Source organism: Chitinophaga varians, assembly GCF_014529945.1.
GTDB classification, from domain to species: Bacteria; Bacteroidota; Bacteroidia; order Chitinophagales; family Chitinophagaceae; genus Chitinophaga; species Chitinophaga varians.
Genome location: NZ_JACVFB010000002.1, coordinates 493,997 through 518,838 on the forward strand (window position 1 = coordinate 493,997; position 24,842 = coordinate 518,838).

Annotated in this window: 23 protein-coding genes; 9 read left to right on the forward strand and 14 right to left on the reverse strand. The window is 47.9% G+C overall.

The window, feature by feature from the left end:
• Window positions 1–37: 37 nt before the first annotated feature.
• Window positions 38–1,636, forward strand: a complete 1,599-nt coding sequence (gene nadB / locus ICL55_RS09780) for an L-aspartate oxidase (protein ID WP_188096512.1) — start codon at window positions 38–40, stop codon at window positions 1,634–1,636.
• 59 nt (window positions 1,637–1,695) lie between these two features.
• Entirely contained in the window at window positions 1,696–2,568 is an 873-nt protein-coding gene (locus ICL55_RS09785; RefSeq protein WP_188096514.1) for a lysophospholipid acyltransferase family protein, read from the forward strand.
• Between the two features lie 58 nt (window positions 2,569–2,626).
• Here the strand turns inward: ICL55_RS09785 and ICL55_RS09790 are convergent, their stop codons facing one another.
• The 6 genes from ICL55_RS09790 to ICL55_RS09815 all read right to left on the reverse strand — a co-directional run bounded on the left by ICL55_RS09790 (window position 2,627) and on the right by ICL55_RS09815 (window position 7,243).
• Window positions 2,627–3,001, reverse strand: coding sequence for a LysM peptidoglycan-binding domain-containing protein (locus tag ICL55_RS09790; RefSeq protein ID WP_188096516.1), 375 nt, complete (start codon window positions 2,999–3,001; stop codon window positions 2,627–2,629).
• Between the two features lie 20 nt (window positions 3,002–3,021).
• Window positions 3,022–3,507 carry a BON domain-containing protein gene (locus tag ICL55_RS09795; RefSeq protein ID WP_188096518.1) on the reverse strand — a complete coding sequence of 162 codons (486 nt, stop codon included), beginning with the start codon at window positions 3,505–3,507 and terminating at the stop codon, window positions 3,022–3,024.
• 257 nt (window positions 3,508–3,764) lie between these two features.
• Window positions 3,765–5,168, reverse strand: a complete 1,404-nt coding sequence (locus ICL55_RS09800) for an MBL fold metallo-hydrolase (protein ID WP_188096521.1) — start codon at window positions 5,166–5,168, stop codon at window positions 3,765–3,767.
• 158 nt (window positions 5,169–5,326) lie between these two features.
• Complete coding sequence (locus tag ICL55_RS09805) at window positions 5,327–5,686, reverse strand: ArsR/SmtB family transcription factor (RefSeq protein ID WP_073084462.1); 360 nt, start codon at window positions 5,684–5,686, stop codon at window positions 5,327–5,329.
• Window positions 5,687–5,900: 214 nt separating this feature from the next.
• Window positions 5,901–6,578 carry a tRNA (adenosine(37)-N6)-threonylcarbamoyltransferase complex dimerization subunit type 1 TsaB gene (tsaB, locus tag ICL55_RS09810; RefSeq protein ID WP_188096523.1) on the reverse strand — a complete coding sequence of 226 codons (678 nt, stop codon included), beginning with the start codon at window positions 6,576–6,578 and terminating at the stop codon, window positions 5,901–5,903.
• A gap of 2 nt (window positions 6,579–6,580) precedes the next feature.
• Complete coding sequence (locus ICL55_RS09815; protein WP_188096526.1) at window positions 6,581–7,243, reverse strand: 3-hydroxyacyl-CoA dehydrogenase family protein; 663 nt, start codon at window positions 7,241–7,243, stop codon at window positions 6,581–6,583.
• Window positions 7,244–7,354: 111 nt separating this feature from the next.
• Between ICL55_RS09815 and ICL55_RS09820 the strand changes: the two genes are divergently transcribed.
• Complete coding sequence (locus tag ICL55_RS09820; RefSeq protein ID WP_188096528.1) at window positions 7,355–7,735, forward strand: RidA family protein; 381 nt, start codon at window positions 7,355–7,357, stop codon at window positions 7,733–7,735.
• A 62-nt stretch (window positions 7,736–7,797) separates the two neighbouring features.
• Here ICL55_RS09820 and ICL55_RS09825 read toward each other — a convergent pair whose 3' ends face one another.
• The 4 genes from ICL55_RS09825 to ICL55_RS09840 form a co-directional block, all read right to left on the reverse strand.
• On the reverse strand, window positions 7,798–9,522 hold the full coding sequence (locus tag ICL55_RS09825) for a L,D-transpeptidase family protein (RefSeq protein WP_188096530.1): 1,725 nt from the start codon (window positions 9,520–9,522) through the stop codon (window positions 7,798–7,800).
• 214 nt (window positions 9,523–9,736) lie between these two features.
• On the reverse strand, window positions 9,737–11,287 hold the full coding sequence (locus tag ICL55_RS09830; RefSeq protein ID WP_169223138.1) for an Rne/Rng family ribonuclease: 1,551 nt from the start codon (window positions 11,285–11,287) through the stop codon (window positions 9,737–9,739).
• A 454-nt stretch (window positions 11,288–11,741) separates the two neighbouring features.
• Complete coding sequence (locus ICL55_RS09835) at window positions 11,742–12,467, reverse strand: tetratricopeptide repeat protein (RefSeq protein WP_188096532.1); 726 nt, start codon at window positions 12,465–12,467, stop codon at window positions 11,742–11,744.
• 140 nt (window positions 12,468–12,607) lie between these two features.
• A complete protein-coding gene (locus tag ICL55_RS09840; protein WP_073084475.1) occupies window positions 12,608–12,895 on the reverse strand; it encodes an HU family DNA-binding protein in 288 nt (95 codons plus the stop codon).
• Window positions 12,896–13,114: 219 nt separating this feature from the next.
• Between ICL55_RS09840 and mutY the strand changes: the two genes are divergently transcribed.
• The 6 genes from mutY (at window position 13,115) to ICL55_RS09870 (ending at window position 19,090) form a co-directional block, all read left to right on the forward strand.
• Window positions 13,115–14,188: an A/G-specific adenine glycosylase gene (gene mutY / locus ICL55_RS09845; protein WP_188096534.1), complete on the forward strand. Its 1,074-nt coding sequence runs from the start codon at window positions 13,115–13,117 to the stop codon at window positions 14,186–14,188.
• A 198-nt stretch (window positions 14,189–14,386) separates the two neighbouring features.
• Window positions 14,387–14,848, forward strand: coding sequence for a single-stranded DNA-binding protein (locus ICL55_RS09850; RefSeq protein WP_078669883.1), 462 nt, complete (start codon window positions 14,387–14,389; stop codon window positions 14,846–14,848).
• 160 nt (window positions 14,849–15,008) lie between these two features.
• Window positions 15,009–16,328, forward strand: coding sequence for a gliding motility-associated protein GldE (gene gldE / locus ICL55_RS09855; protein ID WP_188098331.1), 1,320 nt, complete (start codon window positions 15,009–15,011; stop codon window positions 16,326–16,328).
• A 29-nt stretch (window positions 16,329–16,357) separates the two neighbouring features.
• Entirely contained in the window at window positions 16,358–16,960 is a 603-nt protein-coding gene (gldD, locus tag ICL55_RS09860; RefSeq protein ID WP_188096535.1) for a gliding motility lipoprotein GldD, read from the forward strand.
• Between the two features lie 75 nt (window positions 16,961–17,035).
• Complete coding sequence (locus ICL55_RS09865) at window positions 17,036–17,602, forward strand: DUF3109 family protein (RefSeq protein ID WP_188096537.1); 567 nt, start codon at window positions 17,036–17,038, stop codon at window positions 17,600–17,602.
• A gap of 111 nt (window positions 17,603–17,713) precedes the next feature.
• Window positions 17,714–19,090 (forward strand): LutB/LldF family L-lactate oxidation iron-sulfur protein, encoded by a 1,377-nt coding sequence (locus tag ICL55_RS09870; protein WP_188096539.1) that lies wholly within the window; start codon window positions 17,714–17,716, stop codon window positions 19,088–19,090.
• Between the two features lie 8 nt (window positions 19,091–19,098).
• On the opposite strand, the gene ICL55_RS09875 is transcribed toward ICL55_RS09870, so the two are convergent.
• From ICL55_RS09875 to ICL55_RS09890, 4 genes are all read right to left on the reverse strand, one after another.
• The gene (locus ICL55_RS09875; protein WP_188096541.1) at window positions 19,099–20,337 is read right to left on the reverse strand and encodes an energy transducer TonB; all 1,239 of its coding nucleotides are present in this window, start codon (window positions 20,335–20,337) and stop codon (window positions 19,099–19,101) included.
• Window positions 20,330–20,890, reverse strand: coding sequence for an RNA polymerase sigma factor (locus tag ICL55_RS09880; RefSeq protein WP_246496213.1), 561 nt, complete (start codon window positions 20,888–20,890; stop codon window positions 20,330–20,332). Before ICL55_RS09880 ends, ICL55_RS09875 begins: the two co-directional genes overlap by 8 nt.
• Window positions 20,891–21,024: 134 nt before the next feature.
• The gene (purH, locus tag ICL55_RS09885; RefSeq protein WP_188096545.1) at window positions 21,025–22,539 is read right to left on the reverse strand and encodes a bifunctional phosphoribosylaminoimidazolecarboxamide formyltransferase/IMP cyclohydrolase; all 1,515 of its coding nucleotides are present in this window, start codon (window positions 22,537–22,539) and stop codon (window positions 21,025–21,027) included.
• Window positions 22,540–22,700: 161 nt separating this feature from the next.
• Window positions 22,701–24,797, reverse strand: coding sequence for a ComEC/Rec2 family competence protein (locus ICL55_RS09890; RefSeq protein ID WP_188096547.1), 2,097 nt, complete (start codon window positions 24,795–24,797; stop codon window positions 22,701–22,703).
• Window positions 24,798–24,842 lie beyond the last annotated feature (45 nt).

Sequence of the window (24,842 nt, forward strand, 5' to 3'; positions counted from 1 at the left end):
CGGTTTGGGTAGCAAAAAAGCGGTAATTTCGTACCCTATGCAGCAAACAGATTTTCTTGTCATCGGTTCGGGGATTGCAGGCTTGACCTATGCCCTCAAAGTATCTCAGCAGTGCCCTGATAAAACAATTACCATTATCACTAAAAGCCGTGAAGATGAGACCAATACCAAGTACGCACAGGGCGGCGTGGCAGTGGTCAATGATCTGGAAAACGACAGCTTTGAAAAACATATAGAAGATACCCTGATCGCAGGCGACGGACTTTGCAACGAACGCGTGGTGGAAATCGTTGTCACAGAAGGTCCGGAAAGAGTGAATGAAATCATCGAATGGGGAGCCAATTTCGACAAAAACCCCGATGGTGATTTTTCGCTCGGCCGCGAGGGCGGACACTCCGTTTTCAGAGTAATCCATCATAAAGATATTACCGGTAAAGAGATTGAACGTGCGCTGCTGGAAGCCATCCACCGCCGCCCCAATATCAAACTCGTCACCCACTGCTTTGTGGTAGACCTGATCACCCAGCATCACCTGGGTTATCTGGTTACCAAATCTACTCCGGATATTGAGTGTTATGGGGTATATGTGCTCAATCTCAACAGCAGAAAAATAGAAACGATACTGGCAAAAGTAACCCTGCTGGCCACCGGGGGTAACGGACAGGTGTACCGCAGCACCACCAACCCCACCATCGCTACCGGCGACGGCGTGGCCATGGTATACCGCGCCAAAGGCCGTATCGAGAACATGGAGTTTATCCAGTTCCATCCTACAGCCCTCTATCAGCCCGGTGTTAATCCTTCCTTTCTGATTACCGAAGCGGTACGGGGTGACGGCGGTATTCTCCGTAATATCCACGGTGAAGATTTCATGCACAAATACGATCCCCGTCTGTCGCTGGCGCCTCGTGATATTGTGGCCCGCGCTATCGACAGTGAAATGAAGATCACCGGTACGGAGCATGTGTTTCTCGACTGCCGCCATATGGACATCGAAAAATTCATTCACCATTTCCCTAATATTTACGAGACCTGTAAGGCCATCGGCATCGATGTACAAAAACAGATGATCCCGGTAGAGCCGGCAGCACACTACAGCTGTGGCGGCATCAAAACCAACGAATGGGGCCAGACCTCCATCCGTAATCTGTATGCCTGCGGCGAATGCGCCAGCACAGGCCTGCACGGCGCCAACCGCCTCGCTTCCAACTCCCTGCTGGAAGCGATGGTGTTTGCCCATCGCTGCTTCATGGATGCTACCAGCAAAATAGATACCCTGGAATTCAAAGAGAGCGTGCCCGACTGGGATGCACGTGGCACCACCGCCCCACGGGAAATGATCCTCATTACCCAGAGCCTCAAAGAACTGAAACAGATCATGAGCGACTACGTGGGTATCGTACGCACCAACGAACGTCTGGCCCGCGCCTTGCGCCGGCTGGATATGCTGCATGAGGAAACGGAAGCCCTTTACGAAAAAACAGAAGTATCTCCTCAACTGTGCGAACTGCGTAACCTGATCACGGCCGCCTACCTGATCGTGAAAGGTGCGTCCTTCCGCAAAGAAAGCAGGGGCCTGCATTACAACACAGATTACCCGTACAAATGTGAGCTGGTGCAGAATATTGTCTTGTAAGCCAACCCGCTGGTTTTCATTACCTTTGCGGAGCATTCAAGTTTAGACTAGAGAGGAATATGTACTATATACTACTTGTTTTTTGTTACGGTATTTCCTTCTTGCCTTTCCCGGTACTCTACTTCATCAGTGATATCCTGTATGCGCTGGTGTATTACGTGTTTGGCTACCGGAAGCAAGTGGTACTGGCCAATATGAAACAGGCATTTCCGGAAAAGTCACCGGAAGAAATCAAACTGCTGGCTAAAAAATACTACCGCAACCTGACGGATATGATGGTGGAAACCATCAAACTGCTCACTATGAGCAAAGAGCAGCTGCAGAAGCGCTTTATTTGCGATCTGACCGTACTCCATGAGCTACATGCCAAAGGCAAAAGCTGTCAGCTGCACCTGGGCCACAACTTCAACTGGGAATGGGCCAATCTCTTCTGCATGCAGGGCGTGGCTTACCCCTTCCTGGTGGTGTATATGCCGCTTAGCAGCAAGCCGGCGGATCGCATGTTCCGCCATTTCCGGGAGAAATTCGGGTCTATCCTGATCCCCGCCAATGATATGGCCAACAGCATGAAACCATGGCTCGACAAGCAATACCTGATCGCACTGGTAGCTGACCAGAACCCTGGCAATCCGAAGAGCTGCCTTTGGTATCCTTTCCTGAACAAGATGACACCTTTCTATAAAGGCCCTGAAATGGCGGCCCGCAGAAATGATATCCCGGTAGTGTTTGTAGATATCCGCAAAACAAAACGCGGGTATTATCACGCCACGCTGAAGCTGATGTTTGAAGCGCCACAACAGGAGCCGGTAGGGAAGATCACCGAGACCTTTGTTCGGTTCCTGGAGAAAAATATACATGAGCAACCGGAAGTATGGGTATGGAGCCACAGAAGATGGAAACACCAATATCCCGGCACACCGGAAACAAAATAAAAAGCGAAGACCTGAGCCACTGCTCAGGTCTTCGCTTTTATACGTTCACCGGTTGTTATCATCCGGGTATTTTCAGTTTCTGTCCGGGATAGATCAGATTGGGGTCTTTGATCTGGTCTTTATTGGCCTCAAAGATGTCTTTCCAGGAAACGCCGGGATAGTTCTTCGCAATCTTGCTCAGACTGTCGCCGGATTTTACTTCGTAGGTCTGTTCTCCGCCGCCACCATCGGCAACAGCGATATTCATCACTACATCAGCAGAACGCATTTCAGGGTCCAGTTTTTCGTAGGTGCTCCACAGTTGGTCTTTCACCTCAGCGGTAGCTTCCCCGTCTATATACAGCACATTGTCCTGTTCCCTTACCTGTAAATTGGTAACGCCGGCGCTGTTGGCCTGGCTGATCAGTTCCTGGTATTTATCCTGTAAGCTCATGACAGTAATTTTTTAAAGGGTTATTTCAATTTAAGATTGTTGTTGACTTTCTTAGGTTTTGATTCCTGTGCTGTCTGAATGATTTTACGCAGATCGCTTTTTTTAGCTTCGCCGGTCAGGGTTACTTCACCATTGGCAACGGTAACGGTTACTGTTGAAAATCCACCTGCCGCATAAGCAGAATCAAGGGTTTTCTTCAGCACATCGTCGGGGTTGATGGTAACCGGTGCCTGCACTGGTTCCGGTGCTTTCACGGTGATATTGTTGGTAACAGATTTCACACCGGAAACACCTTTTAAGGCTTCTTCCGCTGCTGCTTTGGCGGCATCGTCTGTTACTTCGCCGTTCAGCGTTACCACACCGCTTTTCACTTCGGCTGTGATGCCCGGAATAGTACTCAGTTTTTCATTAACAGCCTGTTGGATTTTGCTGTCCGACGGCTTACAGGCGAAGAAGAAAACGCCCATCACCATCAAAAGGGCGAGTGCTAAGGATTTTCTATTCATGGTTAGAAAGTTTTAGTCCCAGAAGATAACAAATAACGTGCTAACAGAAAATTTTTTCTTGTTTAACTTATTGTTAATCAATTGAAAATCGACACAACTAAAATATCTGCCCGAAAGAAAGCCCACTGCAATAAAGGATTTGAGGGAAATGGAACTGCAGTAGTATACATTAAATTATTTAACCATATCAAAAACAAACAGGCCGCAAAGGAATCCCTTGCGGTCTGATGATATGCTAAGCTATAATTGGAAAATACTTAGTTGAGCACATTCTTTTCCTGTACTACTTCCAGTCCTTTTTCATCTTTCATTTTGGCGAAACCACCCTCTACGTTACGCAGGTTGTGGATGCCCTCTCTCTTCAGGATAGAGCAGGCAATAATGCTGCGATAACCGCCCTGGCAGTGAACATACAGGTTCAGCTGTTCTTCCAGGCTGGCGAGGTTGGCAGGGTCCATCATATCGCCCAGCGGCAGGCTGAGCGCATCTTTAATATGTCCGTTAGCGTATTCACCCGGCTTGCGCACATCTACGATCACGAGGTTGTCGTCGTGTGGAATATCCATCGCCAGCTCATCCGCTTCCACGGTGATGATCATATCTCTTTCCTCGCCGGCTGCTTCCCAGGCAGGGAAACCACCTTCGAGGTAGCCATTGACATTTTCGAAACCTACACGCGCCATTCTTACGACTGTTTCTTCTTCTTTGCCCGGTGTAGCGACCAGTATAATTTCCTGATCGAAAGGCAACAGGCTGCCGGCCCACTCAGCGAAACGGCCTTCCAGACCGATGCTGATAGACTCAGGCACAAAACCATCGCCAAATTCCGTAGCCGGACGAGTATCGAGGATCAAAGCGCCTGCTTTGCTTTTTTCTTTAAATGCAGCCACAGAAAGCGGTTGCAACGCTTTGTTCATCACCGCCTGCAGCGCATCATAACCTTCTTTGTTGATCTTTGCGTTGATCGGGAAATAAGAAGGGGGTGTAGACAAGCCACTGGTCACTTCCTGGATGAACTGTGCCTTATCAGTGGCCAACAGTGCATAGTTGTTGCTTTTTTCTTCTCCGATGGTGCTGTAAGTATTCGGACCGAGGTTCTTGCCACAGGCAGATCCCGGGCCATGCGCCGGATATACGATCACGTTATCAGGCAGTGTTTTAATGCGGTTGTTCAGCGACTCGAACAGATGCGCAGCCAGTTCTTCTTTTGTGAGGTTACCACTGAAGAGGTCCGGACGACCTACATCTCCCACAAACAGGGTGTCGCCGGTAAACACAGCGTGTGGCGCTTTATTGGCATCCAGCAGCAGGTAACAGGTAGACTCCAGTGTATGTCCCGGTGTATGCAACACTTTAATAGTGACATCACCGATGGCAAATTCTTCGTTATCTTTTGCCACATAAGCATCGAAGCCGGTTTCAGCATCCGGGCCAAACACAATCTGTGCTCCGGTAGCTTTGGCCAGTTCCAGATGGCCCGACACAAAGTCGGCGTGGAAATGTGTTTCAAAAATGTATTTAATAGTAGCATTCCGTTCCCTGGCAAGGTCCAGGTATACATCGATATCCCTCAGCGGGTCTATCACCACGGCCACTCCTCCTGATTCAATGAAGTATGCCGCCTCTGACAGACAATTGGTGTATAATTGTTTTACGTACATGGATTGGCTTTTTGATTTGATTGGTTTTTGTAATCCTACAAATTTACAAATAAATCACCCCCCACACGTATGGATAAAATCTATACTAAAATAAAAAAGTAGCCTTTCGGCTACTTTTTCAATAATTCAATTCCGTATTTAAAAATGGTTAATATGGATTAACCAACCAGTTCTTCCACAAATTTTGCCACTTCAGCAATACGCTGCTTGTTGATAGTGTAGTGAATGAACTTACCATCTCTTTCTGTAATTACAATACCAGCCCGTCTTAATATGGCCAGATGCTGCGATGCTACCGATTGTTCCAAACGCAATTTTACATATATCTCTGTCACAGTCATTTTCTTATGGTCCTCCAACAGCTTTATCATCTGCTGGCGCAACTTATGGTTGATAGCACGCAAAACCATAGCAGCCTTTTTAACGGCAATGTAATCCAATTTGATCTGGTCTTTTTCATTGTTACCTCTAGAAATAATAAGAGTATTAGAAGAGGTAGTTAATAATGTTTTTTCCATCGCATAATAGTTTTTAAAAAATGATGAAATGAAAGGGATCAACGGACAGTAATCGCAAAACAGTTAGACAACAAATGCGGTTATCGATTTATACAAAAATATAATATCTGTCACAATAAAAAAAATTTCTATACCTTATTTTATCATATATAACCCGACGATATGTGCAAATTAGATGTAATTTGACAATATCATGACAAATAAAACGAACGTGTTAGGGTTTTTGGGGGAAATAGAAGCCTTTCAGATAAAAAGGGCTGAAATAAGCGAGGTCAACAAATGATTTTTGACCGAATAACTGTTCTGCCAGCGGGGCCATATGCGCGGCACTCATCTCATGGGAAACAAAAACGGCATTATCGATGGAAGGCAGCATGGCGGCCCATTTCGGGCTACCATTGCCGAAAAAATATATCTTTTGCTGCGACAACCAGGCATCCAGCGAGGCTGGCTCCAGTATCAGCGCCTGTGGCTCCATGACCGGCTGCAGCGAGGCATCATAAATAGCGGTGAATACCTCCTGCCGGCGCGCGTCCAGCATGGGACAATACCAGGCGTTATCATCCTGCACTACCGCTTTGGCGCCCTGCGCCATCATCTGCAGCGTGGGAACGGCCAGCAACGGCTTATTCCAGGCATAACACAGGCCTTTGGCGGTAGCCACGCCTACACGTAAACCCGTGTAAGACCCCGGCCCTGCGCTCACAGCCACGGCATCCAGATCAGCGGCGGTAACGCCCTGCTCACGCAATACCTGCTGCACATACAACACCATCGCCGCGGCATGGTCCTGCTGCTGCTCGTTGACAAGCGTCTGTAATGCTTTACCATCACGCGCCAGGCTCACCGAACCGGCGGTAGTGGCTGTATCTATGCTCAGTATTAATGCCATGGTTATATCGCCTCGTATTCTGTTTGTAATAATGCAGCTACCTCGTAACGGTCATCACCGGTAGCATCGTGTACTGCTTTCAGTACTTCATACACGTGTTTCACGCCTATACGTTCACACCACTCAAAAGGCCCAAACGGATAATTGGTGCCTAACTTCATGGAGGTGTCTATATCCGCACGGGAGGCGGTCCCCTCCTGTGCTGTCAGATAGGCCTCATTGATAATCATGCATACCACCCTCGGTGTTACCATCCCCGTAGCATCCGCTACCAGGGTGTATTCCCAGCTGAGCTGATGCATGATGTCTGCCAACACTTCCTGCTGCCCGTCGTCCATCAGCGTTACTTCCAGCAACGGCAGACTGATAAAACCCGGCAGGAAATTACATCCCATAATATTGAACCCCTGCTCAAAGGCATAATCACTCATTACCTGAGACAAGGACGTTTTCACGATCCCTGCCAACACGGGCACACCCGGATTACGGGCATATACCGCTGCATGGTCCGGCCGGTCATCGAATATAAGATCTATCACCAGGTCAAACGCCTTCACAGACAGCACTTCTTCCAGACTGGTTCTCCATTGTACCTGATGCCGGGAAAAATCTCTTTGCTGTAATTCATCATACCGCTGCGCATCTGCTATTACGAGGATATTCATGCATTAAATTTCGGCAAACCTAAGAAAAAAATCCCTTTATCTTCGGGTTAAACCCACCTCCTGCCGGCCAACAGCCGATGCCGGCACCACTTATTTTTTTATTTTCGTTATATGGAAAAGCAAATCATCAACACCAATCAGGCGCCCGCTCCTATCGGGCCATACAACCAGGCTGTAAAAGCTGGTAATATCCTCTATGTGTCTGGTCAGATTCCTTTAGATCCCGCCACCGGTGAGGTGGTGAAGTCAGGCATCACGGATGAAGCCCATATGGCCATGAAAAACCTGCAGGCAGTATTGAAAGAAGCCGGTCTTACTTTCGATGCCGTGGTAAAAACCACCATCTTCCTGACAGACATGAACGATTTCCCTAAGGTAAATGAAGTATACGGCAGCTACTTCAGTGGCAACTACCCCGCACGCGAAACCGTACAGGTAGCCGGTTTGCCCAAGGGAGTGAATGTGGAAATATCAGTGATCGCACATAGCTAAACTGTGATCCCTGAGGGGACATCACAAAAAAAAGACATGCCCGCGGACATGTCTTTTTTTATTTAATATTTTTCCTGGCTACCGGATGAATCCACCCTCGCCGGCTTCGGCTCGTTGCTACCAAATAAAGTAGCGGCCAGTCGCGTATCGTGACCGTACACGTCATCGCGGAAGTTCAGCTTTCCTTTACTGTCCACGAAAGCAGTAAAGTAAACGATGAACACCGGCACTTTTTCTTTCACGGTAACAAACTTTTCTTTATTGGCATTCAGGGCATCGTCTATCTTCTGCTCTGTCCAGCTGGAATCCTTACGCAGCAACCATTCTGCCAGATGTTTAGGCTCTGCCACCCGTATGCAGCCGTGGCTGAAAGAACGTTTATTTTCCCCAAAAAGATAACGGGCAGGCGTATCATGCAGGTAGATGTTGTATTCGTTCGGGAACAGGAATTTCACCTTGCCCAGTGAGTTTCGGCCACCCGGACGTTGTCTTACGATGTAAGGGAAATTACCACCGGAATATTTGCTGAAATTGATGGAACCGGGCGGTATCACTTTCCCGCTGGCACCTACGATCTCCATATTCTGCCGCGCCAGATATCCGCTGCCGCTCCGTTTAAGGCCCGGCAACACCTCTTTGGCCAGAATGCCCGGAGGTACGTTCCAGTACGGGCTAAACACTACATAACGCAGGTCTTTGGAGAATACCACCGTATTGGCGCCGGGTTTGCCGACCACCACGTTGCAGCTCCAGTCTAGTTTTCCTTTATCATATACATACATGGTAAATGCCGGGATATTCACCAGAATATAGTCTGTAGTGGGTTCCAGCGGCACCCAGCGGGAACGCTCCATATTCACCAGTATCTGACGGATCCGTTGTTGTAAGGGCACATTCAACGCATCTACCGTGGTTTGTTTGATGATACCGTCCACTTTTTGTCCCATACGGGCCTGATAGGAACGTACGGCGCTGTCCAGCTCCGGTGTAAAGCGACTGCTGCTGTCGTTCACGGCCAGGTCGCCCAGTGCTTTCAGTCTGTTTTTTACGGTGATGATCACCTGGGAAGAATCTCCCTTTTTGAAGGTGGCTTTCTGTGCTATCTGAACAGCATCCCATTTCGTAGAGGCTTCCAGGTTAGCCAGTTTTTTCAGCTCGTTCCGCAGCAGTTTATATTGACGGTTCACCGGTTCATCTTCTTCAAAAGCGTTGGATTTCTTGCGCACCACGGAATCCAACAGGCTTTCCATATCAATTTTTTTCCGGGGGATGAACCATTCCAGGTCTTTCGCTGAATCAGCCGTAAGGCCGCCCCATACCTTATTACCATAGGCGAAGAACTGCGCGGTTAGCAGTACTTCCAGCTGTGGACGGGCGGTGTCAGCGATACGCAATCCCGCTTCGCTTTGCAGCAGGCTATCCGTCAGCTGTTGCAGTTGGGGGTTGATCAGGCTACTGTCTTTAATGCCATAAGAGGCATCATTTTTCATCATATTGATGAAGTTGGCCGCCTGTTCCGTCAGTGAGTCTTTGTTGATCCATGCGTAGTGATACCCCCGTTTCTGATAGAAATTCCGGATGTATTCATCATACTGATCATAGTTGGTGTTCACTGCCAGGAATTGATTAAGCAGGTTACTGTCCAGCGTCTCTTCAATATACGCTTCTTTAGTATAATGTGTAGTGTCTCTGATTTTCAGCTTCTTTCTAAAGCCTCCATTTTGCTGGCAGGCAACAAAGACAATCAGGGCCAATAAAGAGAGGGTTGTGTAAAAACGTACGGTCATAAGTGTAATGGATGTGATTAAGAAACAAGAACAAACATGACAAACAAACAGTAGGGGATTAATACTGTTTTATCGCATAAATGTATGAAATATATACAGTTTGAAGGAGGGGTTAGATGTTGAAATTTCGAAATTTAATTATTTAGAAATTTGGAGTATGAAAGTAACCTTGCATGCTAAAATTTCTAAATAATTAAATTCCAAAATAGCTAAATTACAATTTGATCTCTTCATCATTAGCGTCGAAGAAGCGATATTCTGTAAGGTGATAGTTGGTGTCTGCTTTCAGCTTGATCCACTTTTTATATTGGAAATACCATCTCCATTGTTTGGAGGTGAGGAAGCCTTTGGTCAGGTAAGCGTGCAGGATCGGGTGTACCCGGATGGTCAGGCCTTTATGTTGGTGGTTCAGGAGGTATTGCAGGTTTTTCTCGATATCTTCCAGTATCAGCATAGAAGCGCCGATTTTGCCGGTACCGCGGCAGGTGGGGCAATCTTCTGCCACGGAAATGGTGATTTCCGGTTTTACACGCTGACGGGTGATTTGCATCAGCCCGAATTTGGAGATAGGCAGAATCGTATGTTTGGCCCTGTCCTGAGCCATGAATTTCTCCATGGCTTCAAAAACGGTCTTTTTGTTTTCCGGCAGTTTCATATCGATAAAATCGATGATGATAATGCCGCCGAGGTCGCGCAGCCGGAGCTGGCGGGCAATTTCCGCCGCAGCTTCCAGGTTGGAGGCAAGGGCGTTTTGTTCCTGGTTGTTGCTCGAGCTTTTATAGCCGCTGTTGACGTCTATAACATGCAGGGCTTCCGTTGCTTCGATGATAAGGTACACACCGCTGTCGAGGTTAACGGTTTTCCCGAAGGAAGCCTTTACCTGACGGGTGATACCGAAGTTGTCGAAGATCGGTGAGCCGTTATTATAATAGTTAACGATATCCTGTTTTTCCGGAGCGATCTTCTGGATATAGGTTTTGGTATCCGTATAGATATTTTTATCGTTGATCACGATCCGGTTAAAGCTCTCATTGAGCAGGTCACGAAGGATACTGGTGGTTTTGGTTTGCTCGCTCAGAATTTTCTGGGGAGCCTGAGCGCTGTTCAGGTTGGACTGGATATTTTTCCAGGTTTGAACGAGCGTGGTCAGATCTTCGTGCAGTTCAGCTGTTTTCTTTCCTTCCGCGGCAGTCCGTACAATCACCCCGAAATTGGGTGGTTTGATGGCTTCCACGATTTTCTGCAATCTTTTTCTTTCTTCGGAAGAGTGGATTTTTTTAGAAACCGCTACAATATCATTAAAGGGAGTTAACACGATGAATCTTCCGGGAAGAGAAATTTCGCAGCTCAGGCGGGGGCCTTTGGAAGAAATGGGTTCTTTCAGGATCTGTACGAGGATATTGGGTTTACCGCCGAGTACGTCAGTGATTTTACCTGTTTTAACTATTTCCGGTTCATTTTTAAACTTAGTGAAATCAAATCCTTCAGGGGTTTTATCGCTGATGGCAGTTGCAGTAAATTTAAGAATGGAACGGATATAGGGGCTGAGATCCGTATAATGTAAAAAGGCATCCTTCTCGAAGCCTACGTCCACAAATGCAGCATTCAAGCCGGGTATCAGCTTTTTCACTTTGCCCAGGTATAAATCGCCTACTGCAAAGTTAGGGTTGCCACTTTCGTGATGCAGTTCCACTAACTTTTTATCTTCCAGTAACGCAATTTCCACACCTGTGGGAGCCGCATTTATAATAAGTTCCTTGTTCAAGCGTCCAAAATTTTAACCTTTAAAACTTCACCTTTTATGCTATGCACACAGCTATGTAAGAACAGCTTACTGCATACCAAACAATAGCTCACTATAAAGTTAGCATATTCTTCACCGATGTGATGATGGATTGCTTAAGGGTTCAGCGATCACTGCAGGCAACGTCCGGGGATCTGGTTGCGGGATCTATGGAAACAACCTGCATGACTCAGGCAATTTAAGATTAAATGCCAGAATCATGCAGGGTATATGAAAATTTTTTATCCGACCACCGCGCCGGGAAATACCTAGTTAGTATAAATGGCGGGAAACTGGAGTAATTATTTCTTTTTACTTTTATGCCGGTTCTTTCTCAGTCTTTTTTTACGCTTGTGAGTGGCAATTTTATGTCTTTTTCTTTTCTTACCGCAAGGCATACGCTTATACGTTTTTAAATGATGGAAAAAATAAAATATTATTGAATGCTCTTAATGTAGCTATCTACTTCTTTTTTCAACTCCGGATCGGTCATGGCCTGTTTGCTTTTCTCAAACAGCTCAATCGCTTTCTGTTTGTCGCCTTTGCTTCTGTAGGATTCTGCCAGTACAAACAGTACTTTGGCATTGTCCGGGTGCTGCTGCATCACGCCTTCCAGTCTTTCGATAGCTTTATCATACTGGCCTGATGTAATGGCCAGGTTCGCTAAAGTGACCTGTGCGTCGATATTATCAGGATTTTTGGCTACGACTTCCTTCAATTTGGCAACCCCTTTCATCGGCTCGCCGGTGTTCATATACACCATCGCCTGTGATATCTTCAGGGTGTCGTTGGCCGGGTTCAGCTGAATCGCCTGTTCAAACAGCGCGCTAGCCTGATCGGCTTCCCATTTTGCAATTCGCGGATCCTGAGCGTGTTGCAGGTGAGCCAGAAACAAATTGGCTGCAAAGGTGAGGCTTTTTTCGGAATTTTCCAACTTAGCGGCTTCGCCAAGATAATGAGCCGCCACGGGCAGCTGGTTGAGGCTGTCCCAGGTATTATACAACTGTCTGTACGCAGCTATTTGCTGGGTTTTCACGTCCCCGCGTACAACGTTCGTCTCAATCGTGTTGATTAATAATAATTTTTCAGCAGGAATCTTCCCTTTAGCCGTTTCCAGTAGTTCGGAAAAGGCAATAGGCTCTACACCCTGACCGCCCTTCATAGGAGCAGCAGTTGACATAGCTTGCTTATCTGACCGGGGTACAGTACGGCCAAAAGCATATAAAACCACCAATAGTGCTACAGCTGCACCAACCAGGAGAACTTGTGACTTTCGCATCGCCTAAAGATTAGGCTGCAAAACTAAGAACTTTTAAGCTTCTTTACTTCAGCAACAAATTCTTTCGATGGCTTGAATGCCGGAATAAAGTGCTCCGGAATCTCCACCGCTACGTTCTTCTTGATGTTGCGGCCAATCTTGGCGGCCCTTTTCTTTGTGATAAAACTGCCAAACCCACGGATGTAGATGTGTTCACCGTTGGCAAGGGCTTCTTTCACCTCTTTAAACATAGCCTCCAGTGTGACTAAAACATCTACTTTGGGGATGCCGGTTTTTTCAGCAATGTTGTTTATTAAATCAGCTTTTCTCATATGAAAGCGAGAGGATTACTTTACTCTCAAAGTTAATTTAAAAATTTTAATTGCTGAATTTTAAGCAAATAAATTTTATCATTTTTTCTTATAACTGTATTGATGATAATTTATATTTATTTGCAGGCCCGGAAACGGTATCTGGTGTACCTCCATAGGGTTTTAGGACAGCTTTTACCATATCAATTTACTAAATAATTTTATTAAAATAATATATAAATGGCCGATTCCCGACTTTTTTTTACAGAAAAATTATTGGAGTGGAACCAGCTCAGCAACACCCGTACCATGCCCTGGAAAGGTGAAAAAGACCCCTACCGGATATGGCTATCCGAAATTATTCTCCAGCAAACCCGTGTGGAACAAGGATTACCTTACTATCAGAAGTTCATTGAGCACTATCCTACGGCCACCAAACTGGCACAGGCCCCGGAAGAAGAAGTTTTCCGCCTCTGGCAGGGCCTCGGATACTACGCCCGCTGTAAAAACATGCTGGCTGCCGCCCGCGAAATAGCCACCACCTATAAAGGGAAATTCCCCGGCAACTACGATCAGATCAAAGCCCTGAAAGGAATAGGCGCCTACACCGCCGCCGCCATCGCCTCTTTCGGCTTCCACCTCCCCTACGCGGTACTGGACGGCAACGTTTACCGCGTCCTTTCCCGCTACTTCGCCATCGATACCCCCATCGACAGTACCGCCGGCAAAAAACAATTCGGCGATCTGGCACAGGAACTGCTGCCGGTTGACCAGCCCGCCGCTTATAATCAAAGCATTATGGATTTTGGGGCGGTGGTCTGCAAACCACAACAACCTCATTGCACGGACTGCCCGCTCAACCGGAAATGCCTGGCCCGTCAACAACAACTCATAGACGTGCTCCCGGTGAAATCCAAAAAACTCCAGATCAAAAAACGGTATTTCAACCACTTCCTCGTGGAATTCAACGATAATATCTATATCCGCAAAAGGACCGGAAAAGATATCTGGCAAAATCTGCACGAATTTATCCTGATCGAAACTCCGGAGGCGGAAGAGCTCGATGAACTGCAGAAAAATGAATCCTTTAAGCAGCTCTTTGGCCAAACACCCTTTACCGTCATCAACGTTTCAGCACCACAAAAACAACAACTTACCCATCAAACGATCCACAGTCGCTTCTTCACCCTCGAAATAAAGCAGGCGCTGCCACCAAACGACTACCAGCTCGTTTCCCGTAAAACACTTGATAAATACGCGTTTCCAAAAACGATGACCGATTTTTTACAAAGCAAAAAACTTCAATTGTTCTGACACGAAACACATATAACAAATTCAAAATGTATTATCCGGTTAGATTACAGGAAGTTATAATACATGTGTCCATTCGTGCTTAACACGCTGCCAGCAAGAAATTTTTCACTGTCGATTGGAAAAAAATATTAACTTTAAGAAGGTTGTTTATTTATAAAAGAAGAACCTTTTAACAATAGACTAAAAAAACCTACAACTATGAGAGGTGTTAATAAAGTAATTCTGATAGGCAATTTAGGCAGAGACCCGGACGTGCAGTTTCTCGAAGGTAACATCGCAGTAGCGAAGTTTTCCCTGGCTACCACCGAAACCTTTAAAGACAGGGCAGGAAAACTTATTTCTCAAACAGAATGGCATACAGTAGTGCTATGGCGCGGACTGGCAGAGCTGGCCCAGAAATACCTGCACAAAGGCAGCCTGGTCTATATTGAAGGACGTTTGCGTACCCGCAGCTGGGAAGACAAGGAAGGCAACAAAAAATTCGCAACTGAAGTTGTAGGAGACAACCTGGTTATGCTGGATAAACGCATGGACCTCAACAGCTCAGATCACCCCATACCTCACCACAGCAGTTCAGGAACTTCAACCGGAGACAATTTCGCAAACAATATGGAAATTCCCCCTTCGCTGAACGAGCCCGCAGACGATCTGCCTTTTTAGTAACCTGTTAAAATATTAAGTTTCCGAAAGTACGTAATCCCATATAGGGACATTACTTATATTTGCGTGCAAGGAAATGTAGTCGTGTGATTTACCTTTCCTGTTTTTTTGATTGATTACATCAAAGCTAAATATCTTGGAGATCCTCTCGGCAAGCAACATGTCCTGTTTGTTACAAGTAAATACACCTATCGCTACGCCAAACATGGTGGTATTCCTACTTGTTATTTTTGTAATACTGCTGCTTACCTTTATCGTTTCCGGTGCAGAAGTAGCGTTCTTTTCCCTGAACTACAAGGACCTGAACGTACTCAAAACAAGACAAAACACCTCCGGCAAACTGATTACCAAACTGCTGGAGAAACCAAAATCACTCCTGGCATCCCTGCAGATTGCCGGCATCATCCTCATGATTGCCTTTATCATGATCACCAATTACCTGGTGACACAAATGGAAGACCTGCAAACCCTGCCGGTAGTGTCCTTCGTGGTAAGGATTTCCATGATCTGCCTCATCCTCCTGTTTTTCGGGCAGATACTCCCCCGCGTATGGGCCGCCCAGAACAATATTCGCTTCGCTACCTACTTTGCCTGGTTCGTCAGCCTCATTCATGCCACCCTGGAACCTGTCAGCGACTTTTTCGTTGGCATCAGCGGCAGCATCGAAGCCCGCCTGTTCCATCGCGGCGCCGGCCCCGTCAACTACCACGAAATTGACGAAGCCATCGAAATGAGCGTAGACCCTACCGCCTCCCAGGAGGAAAAAAATATCCTCAAAGGCATCCTCAAATTCGGCAACATCACCGTTAAACAAATCATGCGCGGCCGCCTTGACGTTAACGGCATTGAATATGACAGCACTTTTGAAGAAGTGATCAAACAGGTGGCCGACCTGCATTATTCCCGCCTCCCGGTGTACAAGGGCAACCTCGACAGCATCGTGGGCGTGATCCATACCAAAGACCTGCTCCCCCACCTCGATAAAGGGAATAAATTCGACTGGCACGAAGTAATGCGCCAGCCCTTCTTTGTACATGGCCACAAACTGATCGAAGACCTCCTCTCTGAATTCCAGAGCAGACGCATGCACTTCGCCGTAGTAGTCGACGAATTTGGCGGTACCTCCGGTATCGTTACCCTCGAAGACATTATGGAAGAAGTGATCGGCGATATCAAAGATGAATTCGATGAAGAAGAATTCAACTACAGCAAATTGGACAACTTTACCTACGTTTTTGAAGGTAAAACCATGCTCAATGATGTTTGCCGCATCATGAACATCCCACCGGAAACGTTTGAATCCGTAAAAGGCGAAAGCGATTCCCTCGGAGGCCTCATCCTCGAACTGGCCGGAAAATTTCCGGAGGAAAACAGCGTTATCAATTATAACAATTACGATTTCACTGTACTGGAAGTCACCAAAATGCGCATCCAGAAAGTACAGGTCACCATACGGCCGGACGCCGCCGAAGAAGCGTAATCCAGCCCTGTTAAACGATTTCAGAAAAAATGCCATACTTCAAAGGAAAGGGCCTCGCCCTCCTGTCCCTGCTGATCACTATCCTGGCCGTTGCCTGCAACACGCCGCCCACACCCAAGCCCAGGGGCTTCTTCCTGATGAAATTCCCGGAAAAAAAATACCGGACTTTCGATATGCCCGGCTACCCGTATACCTTCGAATATCCGGTCTATGCCAATATCGTCAAAGACACCTCTTTTTTCGGGGAAAAACCGGAAAACCCTTACTGGATCAATATCGACTTCCCCACCCTGAACGGTAAAATATACCTCAGCTATAAAATCATCGGCAAAGGCAATAACTTCCAGCAACTGGTGGACGATGCCTATAAAATGACCTACAAACACACCTACAAGGCGGAATATATCGACGAAAATAAAATCCATACGCCCAACCATGTGGCCGGCACCTTCTACCAGGTAGGCGGCAACGCGGCATCTGCCAAACAATTCTTTGCCACCGATTCAGTACAACATTTCCTCCGGGGCGCCCTCTACTTTTACGCTCCCCCACAGGCCGACTCCCTCGCTCCCGTGAACGCATTCCTGGAAAAAGATATGTGGCATCTCGTGGAAACCCTCCGCTGGAGATAAGCCGGCAATCACGTAACTTTGTGGTCTTTAAATGCTTGTTCGTCCCCACCAGGACAGACAAAAGACCATAACCCGATGATTATCATAGACGATAAATATATTAGTGACGAGGTAGTTGAAGAGCAGTTCGTATGCAATCTGTCGGCCTGTAAAGGCGCCTGCTGTGTGGCGGGCGACTGCGGCGCTCCCCTTGACAAAGACGAAACTAAAACCCTGAAGAAAATCTACCCGAAGATCAAATCCTACCTCCGGCAGGAAGGTATCGACGAAATAGAACGTACCGGTACCAATACCACTGATAAGGAATATGGATACGTGACGCCTATCGTAAACAACGGCATCTGCGCCTATGCTTCTATAGATGAACATGGCATTGTAGGCTGCGGCATTGAAAAGGCATACAACGACGGCGTGGTGGATTTCAAAAAACCCATCTCCTGCCACCTCTATCCCATCCGGATAAAAAAATATGAGTCATTTGAAGCGGTGAACTATGACCGCTGGGACATCTGCAAACCCGCCTGCAAAAACGGCCGGTCCCTGAAAGTTCCGGTGTATCGATTCCTTAAAGATGCCATCATCAGAAAATACGGCACGGAATTTTATGAAGTGCTGGATAAAATCGCCACCAAGAAATACTAAATCAGATCATTAGGTCATTGTGTTATTTAATCATTTAGCCATCAAATGGTTAAATGATTAAATAACACAATGACTAAATGATTATATTTATCAAGGAATTATCGTTTGCTTATGCATCAAACAGCCTCCACTTTCCTCGAAGCAAGTGAAAAAAAAGCATTGGATCTTGGTCACCGCCAGACGATCAACTTCAACATAGGAAAATATAATGCCGCTGTAAAAGTCGGTAAACAGCAGTTTGCAGACCTCCCGGTGGCGCGTGAAAGAGCCAAGAATATTAAGTGGAGAGCTATTGAGCACCTGGACAATCATCTTGAGGAATTTGAGATGAACTTCACCAAACGCGGTGGCAAAGTTATCTGGGCAGAAACAGCCGAACAGGTACAACAGGAAATCCTTGCCATCTGCCAGGCCAAACAATGCAAAAGCATTGTCAAAAGCAAATCAATGGCCACCGAGGAAGTGCACCTGAACGATTTCCTCGCGCAGCATAACATTGAATGTGTGGAAACCGATCTGGGAGAGTATATCCAGCAACTGGACGGCGAACCGCCTTATCATATTGTAACCCCGGCGATGCACAAAAGCAAGGAAGACGTAGCCCGTCTCTTTGCCGAAAAACTGGGCACACCACCGGACCTCACTCCCGAACAGCTAACACTCGTAGCCCGGGAAAAACTCAGACAAAAATACCTGGAAGCGGAAATAGGCATTACCGGCGCCAATTTCATTCTTGCCGATACCGGCTCTGTAGCCGTAACGGAAAATGAAGGCAATGCCCGCCTGAGCACCGCCTTTCCCAAAACACATATTGTGCTGGTAGGCATCGAGAAAGTACTGCCTTCTGTAGCAGACCTGGCGCTGTTCTGGCCACTGCTGGCCACCTACGGCACCGGCCAGAAAGTAACCGCCTACAACAGTATCTTCAGCGGGCCTCGCCAGGAAGGCGAAACAGACGGTCCGGAAGAAATGTATGTGATCCTGATGGACAATGGCCGAACCAACATCCTCCAGGATACAGCCGCCCGCGAAAGCCTTTACTGCATCCGTTGTGGCTCCTGCCTCAATGCATGCCCTGTTTATAAAAACATTGGTGGCCATAGCTACGCCACCACCTACAGCGGCCCTATCGGCGCTGTTATCACACCTCATCTCAAAGGGATAGACAATTACATGCATCTCAGCTTTGCCTCTTCCCTCTGCGGCAATTGCACTGAAGTATGCCCTGTCCGTATCAATCTGCATGAACTGTTACTCCACAATCGTCAAAAGGCGGTAGAGGAAAATCATACCACAGGCGGGGAAAAATTTGCCTGGTTCGTATGGAAACAGGGATGCACCAGCCGTAAAATGATGAATATGGCCAGTGGTAAAATGAAAAATTTCTTCTTCCGTAAATTCTTCGCAAAAAGTTGGGGAGAAAACCGTGAATTACCGGTGTTTGCAGCCAAATCCTTTAACCAGCAATGGAAAGACAGGAAAGGTTGATATAAAACTTATTGGGCTGTTTTTTCTTTGAATATCACATCCAACGTTACGTTGGCAGGCTTTCCGTCTGCGGCAGGTTTCCATACAGGTCCCTCTTTCACTACCCTGATCGCTTCGGCTTCACACGCTGCATTTACATTCACGCTCCGGATCACTTTAATATCCTTCAGTGTACTGTCAGGCATAACGGTAAATCCTATACGCACTACGCCATTGAAACCACCGGGATTAGCGGTATGCTCCAGCAGGTATTGCTGAAACGCCTCTTTGCCGTCAACAGGTGTGGGTTGTGTTTCGTTCCGTACGGAAGCCACTCTTTTGGCACTCTTCTCCGCAGTGACAACAGCAACGCCGGCAACCTTTCCTTCTAAGGCATTACCAACATAGCCATTATTTAATGGGGGGCGTACCGTTAATGAGTCCATACGTTTGGGCCCTTCTCCTTTACGTTTTCGGGCGGTACCATATCCCATTACCGTCACGTCTTCCAGGTCCGCGTGTTTAATATTGCCACGGGCCATCGCAGCGGAGTCAGGATGCATGATGGTCACTTCACTCAATTGTTTGTCGGCAGTAGGAGGCGGAGCCAGTGCCGGTGCTGCCTGCGCTACCGAAGGTGGTGCTGATACCGGCGCAGAGAAAGTGGCAGTGGGCGGTACCTGTTTTAATACCCTTCGTTCCAGTGGTTTTTCAGCCAGCCTGTCATCAGCTGTACTGACGTCCGCTGCCGGTTCCATGGCTTTCGCCAGAGCTGGGGCGCTACGGTGCTGAACGGGAGCTGACTGCCTGCCACTGCTTTTCGCGTCAGCAGCTTTCTCTATAGCCATTTCGGGCGCAGCGGCCGGAGCAGGTACAGAAGCTGGTGTGTCCAGTATAGCAGGTTGTGGGGCGATATCTGCCTGCGCGATAGGTGCGGGAGTACGTTCCCGCTCACGGAACAGGAACCAGCCACCGGTAAAGAGTAACAACAGAATAGCTGCAGCCGCGGCTATACGAGGGTATAACGGACGCACCACCGCTTTACGCGGCGCTACCCTCTCGGTCAACCGGGCCATCAGGTCTTCCTGATGGACTTGCTGATCGGGGGCATGCAGGGCATAACCTTCCAGCGCGTCGGCCAGGAACGGGTCATCCAGCGCCTGACGTTCCAGGGCGTGCATGGCCTTATCATCCAGCTCTCCGGCCAGATACTGGCGGATCAGCTCGGCGCTAACGGCAGGTTTGTTATGTGCGTGCTTATCAGGCATGTTGTTGTTGCTCCATACAAATTTTAAGATTTCTTTTCCCGTTCTGGATATAGCTTTTCACCTTATTCATTTCATAACCGGTGAGAGCAGACACCTCCCGGTAGCTTTTTTCTTCCAGATAAAACAGGTTCACGCTGCGTTTTTGCTCTTCCGGCAAAGTCTCCAGGCATTTTTCCATAGACTGGAGATTGTCTTCCAGCGTGACTTCGTGGTCATGATGCGCTAATTCCCCGTTTTCCATAAGCGGGGAATCATCTTCGATGGTGACCTGAAGAGATTCTTTGTTTTTCATGGACCGGAGCTTCATCAGGCAGTGGTTCCTTGACAAAACATGTAGCCAGCTTTTAAAGTTCTGTACTTCATGTCGCTTCAGTTTATCAATCAGCTCCTCAAAGATCTGCATGACGGCGTCCTTGCTGCCTTCTTCATCAAAGTATTGCAGGCATACACCATATACCAGGTTCATATAACGCTGGTAGAGGGCAGCCAGCAGCTCCAGATTGCCGGAAGTCTGGTACTCCCGGACAAGGTCCGCATCTGCTGTATCCTGCATGATATTTTGCTTGATAAAGGCCATGAATAACAATAGTAGCTATTTTCAGGCAATGGCGCCAATTTTTCTTAAAAAAAAGCGAAGGTCATTTCCATGAAATGATCTCCGCTTTTATCTTTTTTATTTAAACGGGATTAGTGGCGGAAATGACGCATACCGGTCATTACCATGGCCATACCGTGTTGTTTGCAGAATTCAACAGAATCGTTGTCACGAACGGAACCACCTGGCTGGATAACTGCTTCGATACCCTGCTCGTGCGCAATGCGTACACAGTCATCGAATGGGAAGAAGGCATCAGAAGCCATCACAGACCCTTTCAGCTCGAAGCTAAACTGGCCGGCTTTTTCAATAGCGTGACGCAGTGCATCGATGCGGGAAGTCTGGCCGCAACCTTTACCAATCAGTTGTTTATCTTTCACCAGCGCGATAGCATTGGATTTCAGGTGTTTGCACACGATATTGGCAAACTCCAGGTCAGCTCGCTGCGCAGCAGTAGTTGGCTGAGCGCCCACATCATTCCATTCTTTATAGTTACCGTTGTCACCGTCTTGCAGCAATACGCCGTTCAGCACATTTTTGAACATGTGCTTGCTCTTCACCGGTTGTTTTTGCTCGAGGAGAATACGGTTTTTCTTCGCTTGCAGTACTGTCAGGGCTTCTGCATCAAAACCAGGCGCGATCAGGATTTCAAAGAAGATCTCGTTGATAGCTTCCGCAGTGGTTTTATCAATAGGTTGGTTGCACACCAGTACGCCACCAAAAGCACTTTCCTTGTCACCGGCCAATGCAGCGTCCCAGGCTTCTTTCAGGGTAGCACGGGAAGCGATGCCACATACGTTGGTATGTTTGATCACAGCAAAGGTAGTTTCGGTGAACTCCTGAATCAGCTGGCAGGCAGCGTCTACGTCTACCAGATTGTTGAAGGAAAGTTCCTTGCCATGCAGTTTGTTGAAGATATCGTTCAGGTTACCATAGTAAACACCACGCTGGTGCGGGTTTTCACCGTAACGGTTCACCTGGCCCTGCGGAACAGACACCTGGAAATAATCGCCAGGTTCGTTGTTCAGGAAATATTGGGAGATGGCCACATCGTAGTTAGCACATACTTCAAATGCTTTAGCAGCAAAGTTTCTGCGGTCCTGCAGGGAAGTGGCGCCGTTGTTTTCTGTCAGCACTTTTTCCAGATCAGCGTACTGGTCTTTGGATGCTACGATCACCACGTCTTTGAAGTTTTTACCGGCAGCACGGATCAGGGATACGCCACCGATGTCGATCTTTTCAATGATAGCCTGTTCTTCTGTCGTGTTTTTCACGGTTTCTTCAAACGGATACAGGTCAACGATCACCAGGTCAATCTCCGGGATCTCGTATTGTTTCAGCTGTTCCAGGTCCTGCGGATTTTCGCGACGGGCCAGGATACCACCAAATACTTTAGGGTGCAGTGTTTTCACACGACCGCCGAGGATAGACGGATAAGCGGTCAGATCTTCTACTGCCACACATTTTACGCCTTGTTCCTCAATGAATTTTTGCGTACCACCGGTAGAATAGATGGTCACACCTTGTTCACCTAATTTTTTAACAATGTTCTCCAGGTTATCTTTATAGAAAACGGAGATCAGCGCTGATTTAATTTGCTTTTGCATGAAGGAAAACATTAGAAATTTTAATAACATTGGCCCCTGGTCCGGAACCGAAAAGCTGCGCAAAGTTAACACGTAACGATCACTTTTCCATTTCCTGCCGGAGGGTAATAGTGAGGAAAAGCCCGGAATGTGGGGCTGGGCAACAAAAAAATATTATCTGATCAGAACGGAATCACGAGCGCGCCGGTCTCCGGGACACTGTAAAAGGGTGTTCCGGAGGAGGCACATTCCGCTGCCCAGCGCCGGATACGGTAAGGCGGGCAGGCGCCACCGAAAATGACTGTATCGGCGTTATACCATGCCAGCACCCGCTCCATCTTCATGTTAAGATTCCCGTTCAGCAGCAGATAATTGACCTTCGGGCGATGAACCGGCACCGGCACGGGCAACAGACTATCTACCACCACCAGTTGTTTCCGTCCTACGCACAGATAGCGGCCGCTCTGTTGTAAACCTGCCACTGTGCCGGGTTTTACGCCCATGGCTGCCCGCGCCGCCTGTAGCTGCCTGGCTGCCGGCATTTTCCAGACGCTGTCATGGCCTATGAACTGCACCTTCCCTTCTCCGATACCATCCATCGCCGTATAGGCGGGCACGTTATAGATGATCAGCTGGCGCCGCTGCCGGTCGATAATATGCCGGACGGCCTGATCCGCTATCATTAGCCAGCAGGCCGTCAGGGCGAGCCAGTAGCCACGGCGGTAGTAATCCAACAGCCACCATGCCATCCCTGCTATCAACAGGTAACAGCAGGCCGTTTGCCACCAACTCCATTGCAGGTCGCGTATCAGGGCAAAAGGTAGTTGTCCCAACCATGCCACACCGGTATTCATCACGTATATCAACCAACGTAGTGCGGTCCCCGCCCATCCGGCCAGGGTATCAAAGGGTGATAGCAACAGCAGCAGTATTTCTCCATAGATCACCACCGTAGACAGCGGCACCGCCACCAGATTGGCTGGCAGGAAGTATACAGGAAACTGATGAAAATAGTAGACAGACACCGGCAGCGTGAGTATCTGTGCTGCGAGCGAGAGCGCCGCCAGCTGCCAGACAGCCTTAGCCCACCACTTTTGTAGCGGCCATAACTGGTATATCGCTTCATAAAACAACAGGATACTGAGCACCGCCAGGTATGATAACTGAAAACCCGCGTCAATAACCAGCCACGGATGGTAACACAGCAGCACAAACGCGGAGGCGGCCAACATGTTGTAGGTGCTGGCTTTTCGGCCTAATAGCAAATTACCGATGGTAATCCCGGAGAACATCACCGCAGCCCGTAGCACCGAAGCGGAAGCGCCTGTCAGCAAGGCAAAGCCCCATAACACCGTCAGCAATAACAACGCCCGTATCGTATTCGCCGTTTTGCGAGCCGGCAACCAACGCAGGAGCCATAGCAGGGAAGCATACAACAAGGCCAGATGCATGCCGGAAATAGCAATGACATGCACAATGCCCGTATTGCTATAAGCGTTGACCACGTCCGGGTCCAGGTCTTGCCGGTAGCCGATCAGGAGGGCTTCTGCCATGCCGGCCTCCGGCCCCTTCCCAATGTAGGTTTTCAGCTGGCGCAGGCAAAAATCACGCGCGTGCAGCAGGCTGGACGTGATGTTACGCACGCCCGGACGGGGCAATTGCCGGTAGTCTGCTGCTTTCAGGAACACCTGATGATACAATTGCTGCGTCGCACAGTACTGCCGATAATCGAATGCCCCGGGATTGCCGCTGTTTGTGATTTTAACAGGCTTTTTTGCCACCAATACCACCGAACCATACGTTAATCCCGCCGACGAGCTATCCTTGCTGAAATAGGCTAATAAACGTCCTTCGGACGCGCTCCATCTGCCCTGCGCATACACAGCAGTAACGGTCAACAGCGTTTTACGGGAACGTGGCTTTTCCTGCAAAGGCTCTTCTACCTTTGTCAACCAATATTGGGCACCATCAGGCCATGCGGAATCGTCCCGGTCGCCCGGCCCGATACCGGCAGAAACCAGCAACATCGCTCCACTACAATACAGCATGATAAAAATAGGAATGCCATTTGCCCACGCATAATGATAACGATATGCAACCGGTAGCAAACGTATCACCAACAACGCTGCAAATGCAGACAGGATAAGGGTGTATAGCCATACCACCGGAAGGGGCACATATATCTGCATACTGATACCGGTCAGCAAAGGAGCTGTTAAACGTAGAAAGGGCGCACGTTTCCAACATGCCGCAACAAACATGGATGATTCAAATTGCATAAAAAAGGGGTCAACTTTAATATCTTTAAATGTAGGAATTAAACC